The organism is Persicobacter psychrovividus (genome assembly GCF_036492425.1).
GTDB lineage: Bacteria > Bacteroidota > Bacteroidia > Cytophagales > Cyclobacteriaceae > Persicobacter > Persicobacter psychrovividus.
In genome coordinates this window covers 2,971,377-2,988,062 of sequence record NZ_AP025292.1, presented here as the reverse complement: position 1 = coordinate 2,988,062, position 16,686 = coordinate 2,971,377, and the positions used below count along the sequence as shown (strand labels likewise).

General features: G+C 41.9%; 12 protein-coding genes. 9 read left to right on the top strand and 3 right to left on the bottom strand.

Translation table 11 applies throughout. The annotated features are described in order from the left end of the window. Positions 1-81: 81 nt before the first annotated feature. Positions 82-2,247, bottom strand: coding sequence for an anaerobic ribonucleoside-triphosphate reductase (gene nrdD, locus AABK40_RS12900; protein ID WP_332919586.1), 2,166 nt, complete (start codon positions 2,245-2,247; stop codon positions 82-84). A gap of 837 nt (positions 2,248-3,084) precedes the next feature. On the opposite strand from nrdD, the gene uvrA reads away from it, so the two are divergent. Continuing rightward, positions 3,085-5,937 (top strand): excinuclease ABC subunit UvrA, encoded by a 2,853-nt coding sequence (gene uvrA / locus AABK40_RS12895; RefSeq protein ID WP_338397219.1) that lies wholly within the window; start codon positions 3,085-3,087, stop codon positions 5,935-5,937. Between the two features lie 92 nt (positions 5,938-6,029). Here the strand turns inward: uvrA and AABK40_RS12890 are convergent, their stop codons facing one another. Beyond that, positions 6,030-6,332 carry a hypothetical protein gene (locus AABK40_RS12890; protein WP_332919588.1) on the bottom strand — a complete coding sequence of 101 codons (303 nt, stop codon included), beginning with the start codon at positions 6,330-6,332 and terminating at the stop codon, positions 6,030-6,032. Positions 6,333-6,919: 587 nt separating this feature from the next. On the opposite strand from AABK40_RS12890, the gene AABK40_RS12885 reads away from it, so the two are divergent. Beyond that, the gene (locus AABK40_RS12885) at positions 6,920-7,975 is read left to right on the top strand and encodes a sensor histidine kinase (protein WP_332919589.1); all 1,056 of its coding nucleotides are present in this window, start codon (positions 6,920-6,922) and stop codon (positions 7,973-7,975) included. After that, positions 7,956-8,708, top strand: a complete 753-nt coding sequence (locus tag AABK40_RS12880; RefSeq protein WP_338397218.1) for a LytR/AlgR family response regulator transcription factor — start codon at positions 7,956-7,958, stop codon at positions 8,706-8,708. Before AABK40_RS12885 ends, AABK40_RS12880 begins: the two co-directional genes overlap by 20 nt. 98 nt (positions 8,709-8,806) lie before the next feature. Here AABK40_RS12880 and hemW read toward each other — a convergent pair whose 3' ends face one another. Beyond that, positions 8,807-9,934, bottom strand: coding sequence for a radical SAM family heme chaperone HemW (gene hemW, locus AABK40_RS12875; RefSeq protein WP_338397217.1), 1,128 nt, complete (start codon positions 9,932-9,934; stop codon positions 8,807-8,809). Positions 9,935-10,053: 119 nt separating this feature from the next. Here hemW and AABK40_RS12870 point away from each other — a divergent pair, with 119 nt between their 5' ends. The 6 genes from AABK40_RS12870 to porM all read left to right on the top strand — a co-directional run bounded on the left by AABK40_RS12870 (position 10,054) and on the right by porM (position 16,668). After that, positions 10,054-11,088, top strand: coding sequence for a DUF4271 domain-containing protein (locus AABK40_RS12870; RefSeq protein WP_338397216.1), 1,035 nt, complete (start codon positions 10,054-10,056; stop codon positions 11,086-11,088). Positions 11,089-11,115: 27 nt separating this feature from the next. Further along, entirely contained in the window at positions 11,116-11,892 is a 777-nt protein-coding gene (locus tag AABK40_RS12865) for a uroporphyrinogen-III synthase (RefSeq protein ID WP_332919593.1), read from the top strand. A gap of 99 nt (positions 11,893-11,991) precedes the next feature. Next, the gene (locus tag AABK40_RS12860) at positions 11,992-12,951 is read left to right on the top strand and encodes a PorP/SprF family type IX secretion system membrane protein (protein WP_338397215.1); all 960 of its coding nucleotides are present in this window, start codon (positions 11,992-11,994) and stop codon (positions 12,949-12,951) included. Between the two features lie 123 nt (positions 12,952-13,074). Next, positions 13,075-14,115, top strand: a complete 1,041-nt coding sequence (gene porK / locus AABK40_RS12855) for a T9SS ring complex lipoprotein PorK/GldK (protein ID WP_332919595.1) — start codon at positions 13,075-13,077, stop codon at positions 14,113-14,115. Between the two features lie 41 nt (positions 14,116-14,156). Beyond that, entirely contained in the window at positions 14,157-15,026 is an 870-nt protein-coding gene (gene porL / locus AABK40_RS12850) for a type IX secretion system motor protein PorL/GldL (RefSeq protein WP_332919596.1), read from the top strand. 28 nt (positions 15,027-15,054) lie between these two features. After that, complete coding sequence (gene porM, locus AABK40_RS12845; protein ID WP_338397214.1) at positions 15,055-16,668, top strand: type IX secretion system motor protein PorM/GldM; 1,614 nt, start codon at positions 15,055-15,057, stop codon at positions 16,666-16,668. Positions 16,669-16,686 lie beyond the last annotated feature (18 nt).

Sequence of the window (16,686 nt, the reverse complement as noted above, 5' to 3'; positions counted from 1 at the left end):
AATTGTGGGTTGTAACAATACGATAAAAAACAAAAGGCGAGGATATGATGTCCCCGCCTTTTGTTTTCGTGCTATTGTAGGTTATCCTTTAAAATGGTGCTTAACACGCATGCCTACCTCTTCTTGCTTGCCGTTGTTAAAACGCTCACGAAAGTTCCCTGTGATATACCCCGTTACACGACGCAAACGCATGATGTCATCAGAGCCACATTTTGGGCATTCTTCAGGCATCAGGCCTCTTTCGCCACATTCCATACAATCATCGATCGGAATGTTCATGGCAAAATAATACACTCCGCTGTTCATGGCATGCTGCACCACTGGCAGCAATACATCAGGGGCACTGCTTAAATCGGAATTCAGTTCGATATAAGTGATCGAGCCTCCGGTACAATAATGATGGAAGAAGGCTTCTTTTTCCACTTTTTCAATGGCATCAATCTCGTGCCATACTGGAATATGGAAAGAGTTGGTGATGAAATCCTTGTCGCTGACATTCTTAATTTCACCATACTGTTTGTTCAGTAATTTGGCAAACTTATGACACAGGGACTCGGCAGGTGTGGCATATAAAGACAGGTTCAGGTTGGTGCGGTCGGCATGTGTATTGACACGCTCATACATCAGTTTTGTAATCTCCTGAGCTTTAAGATAAGCGGCCTGATCTTCTCCGTGGTGTTTGCCCATCATGACGATCAAAGCTTCTGCCATACCAATAAAGCCAACGGCAAGTGTTCCTGAGTTCAGTACTTCACCAATGCGGTCGTTTTCCTTCAGCTTGGCGCCGCCTTTCCAGGTGTCGTTTCGGTACATGAATGGTGCCGATTTTGCGAGCTGTTTTTTCTGCCATTTCAATCGCTCAGTCAGCATATCTACACCTGTATCGATCAGTTCCAGTAGTTGGGCATTAAAAGCAGCCCACGGATCAGAAGGGTTTTCTTTCTGAATTTCTATGGCCAGCTTTGGGAGGTTAATGGTTACAGGGCTCAGGTTACCGCGACCAGACTTCCCGTTGGATCCGTGGCGATTTTTACCGTTACGGGTACGGCAACCCATTGTCGCGGCTTCTTCATCGGGGGTTTTAGCTTCGTAAACTTCTGCGTCAACATTCACATAGTTGGGATACACGCGCTTTGTTGTACACTCGATCGCCAATTTCAGCAAATCGCCATTGCGCCCTGTTTCGTCGCTCACGCCTTTTTTATGTTTCCAGATCTGGATCGGAAATATAGGTGTAGAAAATTCCTGCCCGATCCCTTTGATGGTTGATCGGAGCATGGATTCGATGACCAGTCGGCCTTCAGCAGAAGTATCTGTTCCATAATTGATCGAAACAAAAGGAAGCTGATTTCCTGCCCGTGATTCAAGGTGGTTGAGGTTGTGAATCAGTGCCTCTGCTGCCTGAAAAGCCTCTTCACGTGTTTTCTTCAGGGCAAACGCATAAGCTTTTGGGAAATTCGCCATCAGGTCGGTATCTTCCATCTGAAGATTCATGCCTGGGGTGATGTCTATCCCTAAAAGTTCTGCGGCATTTTTGAAGTGTTTTTCAAATGACATCCCTATGAAAGGTGCCATGTCATAATCAAATTTATTGGAGGCAATACCCCCAAACTGGCAATTCGACTGACACTGAAAAATGACCGCCACCAACTGCATGGCAGAACGGATTGAACGTGGAGGTCGCATAGATCCGTTGGAAGTGTAAATTGGTTTGCTCATCAGATCACCCAAATCCACGAACATACAGTTTTGCATTCCTACGGCATAAGAGTTGAAGTCATGGATATAAATCCAACCTTCCTCATGCATTCTGATGTGCTTCTTTGGAATCAGGAAGTTTTTGGCGTATTCCTTAGAAACCTCCGAAGACATACGGGTCAGCTTGGCGGTGAAAACGTGCTCGGGCATGTTGGCATTTTCGTTCTCTACATTCGACAAGTTGATGGCCTCATCCGCAAACTTGAGGATCATGCTGTCGGTTTGGCGTGTTACCGCATGAATACTGCGGTATTCGATATAGCTTCGTGCCACCTCATATTCATTATGAAACATTAAACGGTCTTCCACCAATCGCTCTAAATCGAATACTGATAAAAATTTATAGTCAGAAGAGGCGACAATTTTTTCCTCGACTTCTTGTGCAATACAGAGGGATAACTCATGCGATGCACCTGCTTTTTCAGTAGCGATAGCAATTCTTTGGGATTCAAATGGCTCAACAGCCCCACTTCGTTTAATGACATTCATAAGACGGGTGAATTATGTTTTTGGGTGATATATCTTTTTTGAAGGCTCGAAGTACACCAAATTTTAAGCTCATTTTCATTTCTTTTATCAGTTGATCGACTGATAAGAATCATGAATGTGGCTAAGTTTCTTGTTTTTAGCGATTTGATTTTGTCAAGTGGGAGGTGCTTGTTGGAAATCTATAAAAAGTGATAAAGCGAACTTTTGAAATGGCTATTTTTCGTAACATTTACAGTCAAGCTATTTTTTTTGTCCAAAAAATCAGGGTCGGGAATGATTTCTAAAAAAAGTAACTTCTTTAATATGTTATATTTTTGATTGAAAATTTCTTTTCAATGCGTAGCAAGTGCCCTTCTGAAAATATTTGCCAGCACTTTAGGCGAATTATTGATGAACCCAGGAGGAAGTGGTGACAGGATGCCTCAACGCCACACGATCTTTCTGACTTCGTGAATCAGACCTTCTATTTTTGATTACTGATTAAGGAAACCCGATTGGATGGTATGCGCTGATGCCTTCAATAATAGATCATGAGGCAATCGCTAAGCTTAGTGTGGTTTTCTGTTGTTCACGAGAGCATCTGTAAATAAAATATATGGGGACAATGGAAGGTTATCGCGCGGGATTTAAAAACTAATCGAGGTCATGGGGTGTTTCCTTCAGGTAACGATCGGTTGATGCTGAAAACAAGGGAAGCGGCTGCCCTTTCACTTACCATACCACTGCCTGAAACAGCCCATCGGGGAACAAGGGAAGTGTCGGGGAATGAAGGCGGTTTAGGGTTTTATTCTCCTTGCCAATTGTTATCTTTGTTAATTGGTGCCTATAATAAATACTATGCCTAAAAAGACTGCATTGCAAAACAGCCAATTTGATGAAACAGGTCATAGCCATGTTTCGGTTTTTGGAGCCAGAGAACATAATCTGAAGAATATAGATATTAGCTTTCCACGAAATAAAATGGTCGTCATTACTGGCGTCAGTGGCAGTGGGAAATCTTCCCTGGCTTTTGATACCATTTATGCCGAGGGTCAGCGTCGGTACATGGAGAGTTTTTCTGCCTATGCCCGCTCATTTATGGGGGGAATGGAACGGCCAGATGTCGATAAAATTGAAGGGTTGAGCCCCGTAATTTCTATCGAGCAAAAAACAACGGGACGAAATCCCCGCTCTACCGTGGGAACAACCACTGAAGTTTATGATTTCTTGCGCTTGCTGTTTGCACGGGCATCTGAAGCCTTTTCTTATCAGACAGGCAACAAGATGGTCAAGCAATCGGAAGATCAGATTATCGATCAGCTTATTCAGGCTTATTCTGGGAAGAAAGCCATTATTTTGGCACCCGTCGTGAAAGGGCGTAAAGGGCATTATCGGGAGCTTTTTGTGCAAATCCGTAAGTTGGGCTTCACGAAAGTTCGTGCCGATGGCGAGATTCTTGACTTGGAGCCGAAAATGCAGCTTGACCGTTACAAGACCCACGATATTGAAATTGTTATCGACCGCCTGAAGGTGGAGGAGAAAGACCGTTTCCGTTTGGCGCAGTCGGTAAAAACGGCCATGTCGCACGGGAAAGGCTTGATATTTCTACAAGATGAGGCGGGCGATATTCATTACTACTCCAAACTTTTAATGGATCCTGCCTCTGGCCTGGCATATGATGAGCCCGCGCCAAACTCTTTTTCCTTCAATAGCCCTTACGGTGCGTGCCCAAAATGTAACGGACTGGGACTGATTGAAAAGTTTACCAAAGAATCGATTATTCCTGATGCTGATTTGAGTATCAGTCGTGGAGGTATTGCACCTTTGGGAGAATATCGGGATACCTGGTTTTTCAAAAAAATTGAAGCGGTACTCAAGCGTAATGATTGCTCTATCTCTACCCCTCTCAAAGATCTACCCAAAGGGGTACTGGATAAAATCCTGGAGGGCGATGATGAGCCTGTGGCGGTTTCTTCCAAAAAACACCCAGGCACAGACTGGAACACCACTTTTGAAGGGGTCTATGCGCTTTTGTCGCAGATCATGACTCAGGGCACCGATAAAATGCAAGCACAGGTAAAAGATTATGTTGCCCGAAAAACCTGCCCTGATTGTGAAGGTAGCCGATTGCGTATTGAGTCGCGCCATTTCCTAATCGATGGCAAAAATATTTCTGAGCTGGCAAACATGAGTTTGGATACGCTCGGCGCATGGCTCGAAGGGGTTGAAGATCGCCTGAATGATCGCCAACGATTAATTGCTACCGAAATACTGAAAGAGATCCGAAAACGTCTGGGCTTTTTGCTCGATGTTGGTTTATATTACTTATCACTGAATCGCCCGCTGAAAACCCTTTCGGGAGGGGAAGCGCAACGCATCCGACTGGCGACGCAAATAGGAACCCAACTCGTGGGCGTGATGTATATTCTCGATGAACCGAGTATTGGTTTGCATCAAAGGGATAACGTGAAACTCATCAACTCTTTGAAGGCTTTGCGCGATGTCGGTAACACCGTTGTTGTGGTCGAGCATGACAAGGACATGATGCTGGCTTCTGATTATATTGTGGATATTGGTCCTGGTGCTGGTCGTTTGGGTGGAGAAATTGTAGCCAAAGGGGTACCTTCGGAAATCCTTAAACAGCGAAGCAACACTTCAGATTATCTGAGTGGGCAAACTGAAATTGCTATCCCCAAAACCCGCAGGGAAGGAAAAGGAAGCCTGCTGAGCCTAAAAGGAGCGACAGGAAACAACCTGAAAAATGTAAGTGTGGATTTCCCTTTGGGGAAAATGATTTTGGTAACAGGGGTTTCAGGAAGCGGGAAGTCTACCCTGATCCACGAAACCCTCTACCCTATTCTGAGCAATCACTTTTACCGTTCCCATAAGGAGCCAATGCCTTATCAGAAAATTGATGGGCTTGAAGAGATTGACAAGGTGATTGAGGTGGATCAGTCCCCGATTGGCCGTACACCAAGATCGAACCCTGCCACTTATACAGGCGTGTTTACAGATATTCGTGCGTTATTCTCGGCTTTGCCTGAGGCTAAAATTCGTGGTTATAAGCCTGGCCGATTCTCCTTTAATGTAAAGGGCGGAAGATGTGAAACCTGTGAAGGGGCTGGGATGAAACTCATTGAGATGGATTTTCTGCCAAATGTGCATGTGCATTGCGAAACCTGCAAGGGCAAGCGCTACAACAGAGAGACGCTGGAAGTTCGATTTAAAGGCAAGTCGATTTCTGATGTTCTGGACATGACCGTTACACAGGCCGTGGACTTCTTTGAAAACCAACCGAAAATTTTACGGAAAATTAAAACCCTCTCAGAGGTAGGATTGGGCTATGTTACCCTTGGGCAGCACGCAACAACCCTTTCTGGCGGAGAGGCTCAGCGTGTAAAATTGGCATCTGAATTATCGAAAAGAGATACTGGAAAAACGTTTTATATTCTTGATGAACCAACCACGGGACTTCATTTTCAGGATATTCAACACCTGTTGAATGTACTGAATAAACTTGTGGATAAAGGAAATACGGTGTTGGTGATTGAGCACAACCTTGATATGGTGAAAGTCGCTGACCATGTTATCGACCTTGGCCCTGAAGGTGGGGATGGCGGTGGAACGATCGTGTTTACTGGAACTCCCGAGCAGCTGGTGAAATCAAGAAAATCCTATACGGGGAAATTCCTGAAAGAAGAACTGAAGTAACGACCACTAAGACATAAGAAACCCGACCATATTCAAACATGGTCGGGTTCTTTCATTTAACAACGCTACTACTATTTTCGCTAAAAATAATTTTACATCAACATGTAAAATGCGTCACCTCCAATTTCGGTGATAAAAAATGAATGTTTTAAAAGTGGACGAAGCGCAGGGTTCTGATTTACCTTCTGCAGGTCAAGCGTCTCTTCACAACGAATGATCCCTCCATCCTGATCAATCAAAATAAACTTACCCATAGTTTTCGGCATTTCAATCTTTCCCATCGGTGGTAAATCCTCATTGATTTCTTCTGAGGTACCCGCCATTGGTAAAGCGAAAACTGGAGTAACAAAGCTAAGACTAAGAATTGCGAATAATGTAAAAAACAAACCCTTCATAGTCGTATATTTTAAAATGACCGTTAATTTCGTTTTTGTATTTGCGAATATATAATATATGACGCTGACATGCTATTTTTTGTTGCCTAAGTTCAAGCGGTGAAATTGAGATAAAATTGAGGTTGTTTCAGCGTATTTTTTCGGTGAATTAGACCTTTCAAAGATGATTATTGGCTTTTACGAATCATCCTTGAAATTTTAGTCGGCACAACTGAATAATGCTTTATTTACTGCTGACAATAATCATGTATTTTACGGGTTTAAGGGCTGATAATTTTTTTGAGAAAAAGTCATTATTCGTTAAAATCGAATCAGAATAATCACTTTAGGATATTTTATTTTTCGGTCTTCTTTCTTTTTGGAGCTGATGTCGTGAAGTCGTGAAGTCGTGAAGTCGTGGGTCGGCTTTATCATTTTTTCAGACCTGCACTTTAGTAATCAGTATTCCTGGCCTCCCACTTGAAAGAGGAGGAAGCAGTACCAACAGAAAAAAAATCCGCTTCAAACGGCAATTTACCATTGGTCAAAAACAAGATGCGTATTCGTTTCCTTCTTTCTACATTGCATAAAATTATTGAATCCGATAAATGAATAAGATAAAAGCCTATTGGTTGTTACAGTTTTTGGGCTGGACTGTCTACGCATGTTTGCATATTGTACTGTTGATCATTTCAAAAAATTTCGACTCCTCCAAAGTTTTTGAAATTGTTGCTGTCGCTTTATATTATTTGGTCTCCACACACTTGTTTCGTGAGTTTATCAAAGTAAACGGGTGGCTCAAAGAAAACTTTACCCGACTCGTACTTAAAGTATTTGTCGCCTCATTTCTATTGGCGATATCAACCTATTGCTTTCAGGTGATCACTTACTTTTTTGCAGGTCTGCTCGATCCCGCTCACGATTTCGGAATACTCTTCATCAGTGTCTCGGTGTTTACCGCTATGGTGTTTTATTTTTTGTGGTCGTTGATCTACGTTTTGTACCATTACCTGGAGCAAAGAAATCAGACGTTGAAGTATCAGGCGACCACGCGTGAGTTTGAGCTGAACAGGCTCAGAGCCCAAATGAATCCTCATTTTATTTTCAATGCACTTAACAGCATTCGCGCACTCGTGGAAGAAGAACCCGAAGATGCTAAAAAGGCCATCACTCAGCTTTCAGGGATTTTGCGGAATTCATTGGTGATCAACAGAAAGAAAGTCATCAAATTAAAAGATGAGCTGGAAACCGTCAGGGATTATTTGGCATTGGAAAAAATTAGATATGAAGAACGGCTGAGCTTTGATTTTGATATCGATTCTGATACTTTACAAGCCAAAATCCCTCCCTTGATGATACAGACTCTTGTTGAAAATGGGATTAAGCATGGTATCGGGCAATTGACCGAAGGTGGTTTTCTGACCATTAAAAGTCGATGGAATCAAGCACAGGATATTTTGATCTTTTCGATTTGGAATAGCGGCGCACTTGATGAAGTGCAGCTCAATAATGCAAAAGGAAGCGGAATAGCCAATACCACCCAGCGACTGGAGTTGCTGTATGGGGAGCAGGCAAAATTTGAGATAAAAAATGATCAGGATGGCGTACTGACCACCTTATATATTCCTCAAAAACTGAAAAATTATGAAAACACTGATTATTGATGATGAACGCTTGGCTCGAAAAGAGCTGACCTCTTTGTTGAAGAAACATAGTGAAATTGAGGTGATTGGGGAAGCCAAAAATGTGGATGATGCCTATGAGAAAATCAAAAGCCTTCAGCCTGATTTAATTTTTCTTGATATTCAGATGCCTGGCAAAAATGGCTTTGAGCTACTTTCGATGTTGGACAAGGTGCCTTATGTGGTTTTCGCAACGGCCTATGATGAATATGCCATTCAGGCTTTTGAAGTGAATGCGCTGGATTATCTACTAAAGCCTATTCAGCCAGAGCGGCTGGAGGATACCATTAAGAAATTGATGGAGCTGAATTTGCCGTCAGAAGAAAATGGCGATGATGCCAGCGAAAGTGTTGCAGAGGTGAGCCCCGCTCGTGATGTTTTGGGGGTGAAGGATCAGGTCTTTGTGAAAGATGGCGACCGCTGCTGGTTTGTGAAGCTGGAAGAAATCCGCTTATTCGAGTCTGATGGTAACTATATCAAGGTGCATTTTGATAAATATAAGCCGATGATCCACAAATCACTGAATGCTTTAGACGAGCGTCTTGATACCCGTTATTTCTTTCGGGTTTCAAGAAAGCATATCGTGAATTTAGGATGGATTGAGCGTATAGAACCTTGGTTTAACGGAGGGCTGATGCTGGAGCTCAAGGGGGGTGAAAAAGTAGAAGTTAGCCGCCGACAAGCGACTAAGTTCAAGGATATGATGAGCCTTTAGCGCTTTTTGTCCCATTTTATTGCATAGGCTTAACATCCGCCAAAGGTTTCAGTTTTCGCATTTATAATTCATCAAAAAGAGCAAATACTGGGAGAATATTACATCTGAAATAAGTGCTCAGTAATTTCATCTGCGATCATTTTTCCTGATCTGGTCAAAGTAATATTTTCCTCATTTATGAACAGATGTCCCTGTAACTGGAGGTGATTGATATAATCGCCATAGTTTTTCATTAAGTCGAAATGAAGGTCTTTTCCCATCCTGCGGAGGTCAATTCCCCACTTGGTGCGTAATCTGGTCATCAAATATTCATTGATACGGTCATTATCTGTCAGCTTTTCACCTTCGCAGGCCAATAAGTCAGCAGATAGCTGCTTGACGTATTTCGGGTTGTTACTGACATTAAAGTGGCGCTCGGTCCCATTGTAGGAGTGTGCTCCCGGGCCCAAGCCCAGATATTTCTTCTGAAGCCAATAACTACTGTTGTGCTTGGATTCATAGCCTGGCTGGCAGAAGTTGGAGATTTCATAATGCTCATACCCATGCTGCGCAGTAACATCCATCAGCATTTCCAGCTGATCAGCAGCCTTGTCTTCATCAACAGGCCGCAGTTTTCCTTTCTGATACCATCGTCCAAAAACGGTCGACTCTTCGATGGTCAAGGCATAAGCAGAGAGATGCGTCGGTGCAAGTTGCATCATCTGCCTCAGATTTTCTGCCCATTCGGCATCTGTGCCATGAGGCATGGCATAAATAAGGTCGAGGTTCAGGTTGTCAAAGCCCGCATCACGTGCATCTTTTACGCAATTAAGTGCTTGATCCCGATCGTGAATCCTGTGCAGTAATTTAAGATCTTTTTCAAAAAAGCTCTGAATTCCGATGCTTAGACGATTAACGCCAAGCTTTTTTAAATCCTGAAGATAGGTTTTATGAAGATCATCGGGGTTGGCTTCAAGGGTAATTTCTGGAGAGGAAACGATATTGAATTTAGCCTGAATAGTATCTAAAATACGCTGAATTTCATTAGCGGTCAATAAAGAGGGAGTGCCTCCGCCAAAGTAGATCGTTTCAATGGGTTCGTTGGAGAGGTAATGTGCCCTCAGGGCAGTTTCTGCAATGATAGAGGTAATCATTTCGGTGCGCAGACGTCCGCTCGTGCTAAAATGAAAATCACAATAATAGCAGGCCTGACGGCAAAATGGGATGTGTATGTATATTCCAGCCACTTTTTTTTACAAATTAAATGAAAATAAATGGAAAGGCTTTCGGATAATCCACGCTTTAATTTTTCCCAGTAATGGGAATTTAAACTCTGTTGCTTATTTTTGACCTTTCAATTGATCTTATGCAAAAATATAAACAATATATTCTGCTGTTGTTGTTCGTTCTCAGCGCAACGGCGCCCTCTTTCTCTCAGGTGATTGCCCCTGTTAAAGATACCAATGATTTGCGGGAGTATATTTTGAATGCCTCTGACAGTGGCCAACTTCAAATTACTATTCCAGCGCATACGGCTGTTTTTATTGATCAGGCACCCTATCATTATTTTAGTGAAGATACCCTGCTGCAAACGTCGATAATGGCGATTCAGAAGCCTTATGGAGCTACACAAGAGGCGTTAAGGCTGGGCTTTTTACGTTGCGGAGGAACCTCGGGCATTCAAATTCGGCAGGCAAAAACGGAAGTAAATAAGAAGAAGTTCATTGAATTAAGCCAGCGGAGTGAAGATTATCGGGTAGAATTTTTGGTGATCAGCCTGATTGTTCTTTTGGCTTTTTATGCCTTATACATGAATGCTTTTCCATATGCCGCATCGATGTATTTATCGCTATTTCCAAAGAAAAACAGGGCAGATGGGGTATTATTTAGAGGTACTCCATTTACTAAAGAGAATGCTGTACTATTGATTTTTCACTCTTTTGCATTGGCCATACTGATCGGTAGCCTGCTGATGAGGTTAAATGCAGAATTAATCTTTAGTTTAGGTTGGGAAACGATTATTTTTTATTTTTTATTATCGGTATTATTAATTGTATTTTTCTTTTACCTTAAGTACCTGTTCTTATTAAACTTGGGGTCTGTACTAAGTCTGAAAGAAACACCAAGTTTCCATTTTCTTGAGTATCTAAGGCTATCAATATGGTATGTCAACATCAGTTTGTTGGCTGTTTTAGTGATTTCCATATCGGGAGATATGCGCTTGATTACACCACAAATCATCACTTTTATTGTATTATTTATGGGTCTGTTCCGTACTTTATGGCTCGCTGTGAAGTTAGGGTTCAGTGGCGTATTTAGTTATGTGAATTTATTTTCTTACCTTTGTGCCTCAGAAATTTTACCACTTTTTATAGCGGTGAAAATCGTTTCAACTTGGTGATAATTTACATAATTTTTCCAATTTATTATGTCAACAACTACTGATAAAGATAATCTTAACCCAGTACAAAAAATTTTGGTTTCCCAGCCAAAGCCTGCGAGCGACAAATCACCATATTTTTTATTAGAGAAAAAATATGGTATTCAAATTGACTTCCGCCCATTTATTCAAATTGAACCAGTAGGTTACAAAGAATTCCGAAAGCAAAAAGTCGATATTTTGGCTCACACTGCGGTGATTTTTACCAGTAGAAATGCGGTGGATCACTTTTTTAAACTCTGCAAGGATTTGAAACTGGAGGTTCCAGCTGATATGAAATACTTTTGTATCTCGGAACAAACCTCAAACTATTTGCAGAAGTACATCCAAGTTCGAAAGCGTAAAGTATTTGTAGGGCAACGTACAGCATTGGATTTAATCGAAATCCTTAAGAAGCATAAAAATGAGAAGTATATCTTCCCATGCTCGGATATTCGAAAGGATGATATCCCCAACTTTTTAGATGACAATGATTTCACATGGAGCGAGGCAATTATCTATCGCACTGTGGCAAGTGACTTATCAGATCTTTCTGATGTGAACTATGACATTATTGCATTTTTCAGTCCTTCGGGTATCAATAGCTTGTTCGTAAATTTCCCTGAATTTAAGCAAAATAATACACGAATTGCGGCTTTCGGACCAACAACAGCAAAAGCGGTTAAAGATGCAAATTTAAGCTTGAATATTGAGGCTCCATTACCAAATGCCCCCTCAATGACGGGTGCTTTGGAGCTTTATGTGAAAAAAGCCAACGGTTTATAGAAATCCTACACCAATTTTTTTGCATGTTAATCACATTTTAAGTAAATATAGCGTTGATAACAACGCTGTATTTATTTTATAATGTACCCGACCTAACCTATGCGTTTTAACGTCAACTTTTTTTCGATACTTTTGATCGGTGTCTTTGGTGTAATTATACAGGGATTCGCACAGCAAGCTCCCATGTATTCGCAAGCACCATTTGTACCCCTATCCTTTAACCCCGCCTATTCAGGAGTGGAGGGTTATACCCGTGCCACATTGTTGCACCGATCGCAATGGTTGGGCAATACCTCATCATTTGATGGGCGAGCAGGGCTCAATACTCAGCTTTTTACCTTGGATGCGCCCGTTTATCGTATTCGTAGTGGGGTTGGTTTAGTCATTGAGAACTCCAACCTGCCTGCGGTCAACGACCTCTCTATCAGAGCATCTTATGCCTATCATCTAAGAATCAAAGAGTCCAAATTAAGTTTTGGTTTGAATGTGGGAATGTACTCCCGCTCTTTTGACAACGATGTCTGGAGGACTATCGTAGATGAAGACTGGGCAGCCACAGGGCAAGTTTCTCAGATTCGGCCAGATATGAGTCTGGGAATCTTTTTCCAATCACAGAAGTTTTATGGAGGAATGTCTTATAATCATCTCATGGATGTGGAATTTGACTTTGGAACTTCCGATCTGCGTGATGCAGCACCCCAAACATTAGATTTATTTGCGGGATATGATTATGAATTTAATTATGATTTAATCATAACTCCTTCTATCTTTATGAGAACAGATTTCGCTAATTATGCTATGGAACTGGCCGTTCGCGGAACTTACAAAGAGAAGATGTGGGGCGGCATGAACTTTCGCTGGTCTGAATCTGTTGGATTAATGATGGGATATTCTCTGCTCAAGGACAATACATTGAAACTTGGGTATGCCTTTGACTACGTGGTGTTTGGTCAGGCAGCTAAAGCGTCTACTTCCCATGAATTTATGATTTCTTATGCATTGCCGATGTCAGGGAATATTAACAAGAAAATTGTACGTACCCCTCGCTTCAGGCATTAAGCGTAAATTTTGTGTAAAGTATAAATAAAGATGTGAGCTTTTGGGCTATCCCGTTATATTTGGGTAGTTTTGGGAGCTTGTATCAAACAATTAGTAGAATTCAAATTCTTCAAAACAGGTGTTATGAATAGTGTGCTGAAACTCAAGACCCTTTTTTCTTTGGGCTTGATAACAATTGCGCTGCAAAGCTGTGGGCTTTTCGGTGGCGGTGGAGGCTTCGATGATCAAGGTGAATTGATCGGAGCTGATGGCCGTGAAGGTTGGTCCATGGATGTTCCATTTGGGATGGTTCCAATTCCTGCGGGTACGTTCCACATGGGGCAAGCTGACGAGGATGTCGCGCGTTCTCAAATCAATATGAATAAACAAGTGACGATCGGTTCGTTCTATATGGATGATTCTGAAATCACTAATAATGAGTATCGTCAGTTCACCAATCATTTACTGGAGGATTCCGTGAGTGTATTGGGGGAAGAAGAAATTATGGCGAAATATTATCCAGACACCACTGTTTGGATGAAAGACTTCACGCACCATTATGGTGATCCCTTACTTGAAAGTTATTATTTCCACCCTGCATATGACGACTTCCCAGTTGTTGGTGTGAGTTGGACTGCCGCGCAATACTTTTGCGACTGGCGAACCAACTACCTGAATGTGTGGAGAGAAGAAGAACAAGGACTTTTCCGCATGCCAAAATTCCGCTTGCCTTCTGAGGCTGAATGGGAATATGCTGCTCGTGGTGGCCGTGATATGGCAAAATACCCTTGGGGTGGCCCATATCTACGTAATGCCAAAGGTTGTATGTTGGCGAACTTTAAGCCTGGTCGTGGTAACTACTACGATGATGGCTATGCATACACTTCCCCAGTGTATTCTTTCTTTTCCAATGATTATGGTTTGTATGAGATGTCTGGTAACGTTTCTGAATGGTGCCAGGACGCATATAACCCTGCAGCTTCTGCATTGGTATGGGATATGAACCCCACTTACAATGATGATAACGAGCCTCGTAAAGTTGTTCGTGGAGGCTCTTGGAAAGATATTGCTTACTACTTGGAATTGGGAACAAGAGATTTTGAATACCAAGACTCTACCCGATCTTATATTGGATTCAGATGTGCAATGACTTATTTGGGTCGTTCGACAGGAACCGAATTTTAAAAATTTTTATTTTCCCATTAAAAACCTAAACATCTATTATAATGAGTAAGAAAAAAGGTGGATTCATGGAGTATTTTTATGAAAAAATCGCTCCTAAAGCAACAGGTATTGGTGCTGCTATTGTAATTATTGGTGCCTTGTTTAAGATTCAGCACTACCCAGGTGCAAGTATTATCTTGAACATCGGTATGATTGCAGAAGCAATCTTGTTCCTTATGTTTGCTTTTGCTCCTCAGCATAAAGATCCAGAGTGGTCTCGTGTTTATCCAGAATTGGCGGACGACTATGTAGGAGATGCTCCTAAAAGAAATATACAACAAGGAAATGATTCTGTAGCAAAGCAGCTTGACGGTATGTTAGCTTCAGCAAATATTGGCCCTGAATTGGTGAACAGTTTAGGTAAAGGCATGCAAAACCTTTCTACTTCAGTAACTAAATTGTCTTCTTTGGGAGGTGTGGTTGATGCTACGAATGGTTATGCTAATGCTGTTAAGCAGGCGTCAGTTCAAATGACAGAAGTAAATAAGGCTTACGGAAACACGGTAAAAACCATGAACGAGGCGGCTTCTAACTCTCAGCAGGCGGTTACGCAAATCATTTCAGCGTCTAAATCAGCTTCAGAATCTATGGCTGCTGTGGCAAATAACACGCAGGCTTACCAAGGACAGGTTCAGACGGTAACGAAGAATTTGACTGCATTAAATGCTGTTTATGAAATGGAATTGAAAGATTCTAAAGATCATATTCAGGCAATGAACAAGTTTTACGGAAACATTTCGAACGCAATGTCAAACATGGCTGATGCGGCGAAAGAAAGTGAGCAATTCAAAGGTGAAATCAACAAGCTGACGAACAATCTTAATTCATTGAATAAGGTTTATGGTAGCATGTTGACAGCTATGAAAGGGTAATTTTCTCCACTAAAAAATAATATTAATTATGGCAGGAGGAAAAGAAACCCCAAGACAGCAACTGATTGGCTTGATGTACATTGTATTCTTGGCCTTGATCGCAATGCAGGTGAGTGGTTCGGTGATGGAGAAATTCCATATCATCAATCAGTCCATGGAGCGATCAAACAACGAGACAGTTGATACAAACAGCCAATATGTGAATAAATCAATGTCTGCTAAAGTTGAAGAGGGCGGTGGCCGTGCAGAAGACAAAGCAGTATTGGAAAAGGCACGTCAGGTACGTGAAGAGACACAAAATGTGTTATCTTATATCGATGGTGTTAAAGAGCATATCACTAAATTAACAGGTGGTATTGATCCAGAGACAGGAATCCCTACAGGGATGTCTGATGAGGACAAAGTGGCTCAGTATTTTGTTCTTGAAAAGCATGGTACTGAAGTAAAAGAGAAACTGAACAGTTATGTCAGCTTTTTGAACGCAAAGGCAGCGGAAGCTGAGGTGAAAGCAAATCTTAAGCCTATTGCTTTAGAGCCTGCAGACATGCCAGAATACAAAAACAACAAGGACGTAAAGAAAAAAGACTTTACTTCTTTTACGTTTGAGCATACGCCGATGATTTCGATTTTAGCAACGCTTTCTCAGTTTGAGTCAGAGGTGTTGGCACGTGAGTCGGAGACTTTGAAAAAGCTTGGCGGTAAAATTGGTGCAGGTACTATTCAGTTTGACGAGATTGTTCCAATGGTATTGCCTGAGTCTCAGGTAGTGGCTGCGGGAGCTAAGTACAAAGCTAAAATGTTTATTGCAGCTTCTTCTTCAGGTTTGAAGCCAACGATGGCTATGAACGGTAAAGCACTGAAAGTAGGTGCTGATGGTAAAGGTGAGCTTGAGTTCACTGCAACTCCTGGGAAATATGACAAAGAAGGCTTGGCTAAGAAAACATTCAAGGCTTCGATTAAAATTCCACAGCCAGGTGGTGAGGATAAGGTATATGAGCAGGATATCGAATATTTCGTTGCTAAGCCTGTTATCCAAATTCAGTCGGCTTCAGTTCAAGCACTTTATTTGAACTGTGGTAACTCACTGAACGTACAGGTTCCAGCATTGGGGTCTGCATACCAACCAACATTTTCAGCGACAGGGGGAAAAACATACCCTGGCAAGAAAAAAGGTGAGGTAACGGTTGTTCCTAACTCGAAATCTGTAGCATTAACGGTTCGTTCCAACAGTAACACAATTGGTGTTGAGAAATTCAAGGTTCGCCAGATTCCATTGCCTACAATTGAGATTTTCAACATGAAAGGTAAGCCAGTGGACTTGAAAAAAGGTGAAGCACCAAGTAACTTGAGAAAAGTTAGACTGGTTGCTGCTCCAGATAAGTCGTTTGCTGAATTCTTGCCGAAAGATGCGCGTTACCGTATCGCTGAAGCTGAAATTACTTTGGCGCAAGGTTCTCGCCCAGTAGCCAAGCCTATCCGTGTGAGAGGTGGTCAGGCTGATTTATCATCCGTGATTGGAAAAGCAAAGCCAGGAATGCGTTTTGTAATTGAGATTAAAAAAGTTGAGCGTCGCAATTTCCGTGATAAAACTGAAGTTGTTGAGATGGGAAGTAATGTAATTACCAACGTTGCGATCAACTAAGAATTATAGACAGGTGTT

Bases quoted from the DNA above. Each gene is read 5' to 3' on its own strand.
- nrdD (WP_332919586.1), bottom strand. From the start codon at position 2,247: ATGAATGTCATTAAACGAAGTGGGGCTGTTGAGCCATTTGAATCCCAA.
- uvrA (WP_338397219.1), top strand. From the start codon at position 3,085: ATGCCTAAAAAGACTGCATTGCAAAACAGCCAATTTGATGAAACAGGT.
- AABK40_RS12890 (WP_332919588.1), bottom strand. From the start codon at position 6,332: ATGAAGGGTTTGTTTTTTACATTATTCGCAATTCTTAGTCTTAGCTTT.
- AABK40_RS12885 (WP_332919589.1), top strand. From the start codon at position 6,920: ATGAATAAGATAAAAGCCTATTGGTTGTTACAGTTTTTGGGCTGGACT.
- AABK40_RS12880 (WP_338397218.1), top strand. From the start codon at position 7,956: ATGAAAACACTGATTATTGATGATGAACGCTTGGCTCGAAAAGAGCTG.
- AABK40_RS12870 (WP_338397216.1), top strand. From the start codon at position 10,054: ATGCAAAAATATAAACAATATATTCTGCTGTTGTTGTTCGTTCTCAGC.
- AABK40_RS12865 (WP_332919593.1), top strand. From the start codon at position 11,116: ATGTCAACAACTACTGATAAAGATAATCTTAACCCAGTACAAAAAATT.
- AABK40_RS12860 (WP_338397215.1), top strand. From the start codon at position 11,992: ATGCGTTTTAACGTCAACTTTTTTTCGATACTTTTGATCGGTGTCTTT.
- porK (WP_332919595.1), top strand. From the start codon at position 13,075: ATGAATAGTGTGCTGAAACTCAAGACCCTTTTTTCTTTGGGCTTGATA.
- porL (WP_332919596.1), top strand. From the start codon at position 14,157: ATGAGTAAGAAAAAAGGTGGATTCATGGAGTATTTTTATGAAAAAATC.
- porM (WP_338397214.1), top strand. From the start codon at position 15,055: ATGGCAGGAGGAAAAGAAACCCCAAGACAGCAACTGATTGGCTTGATG.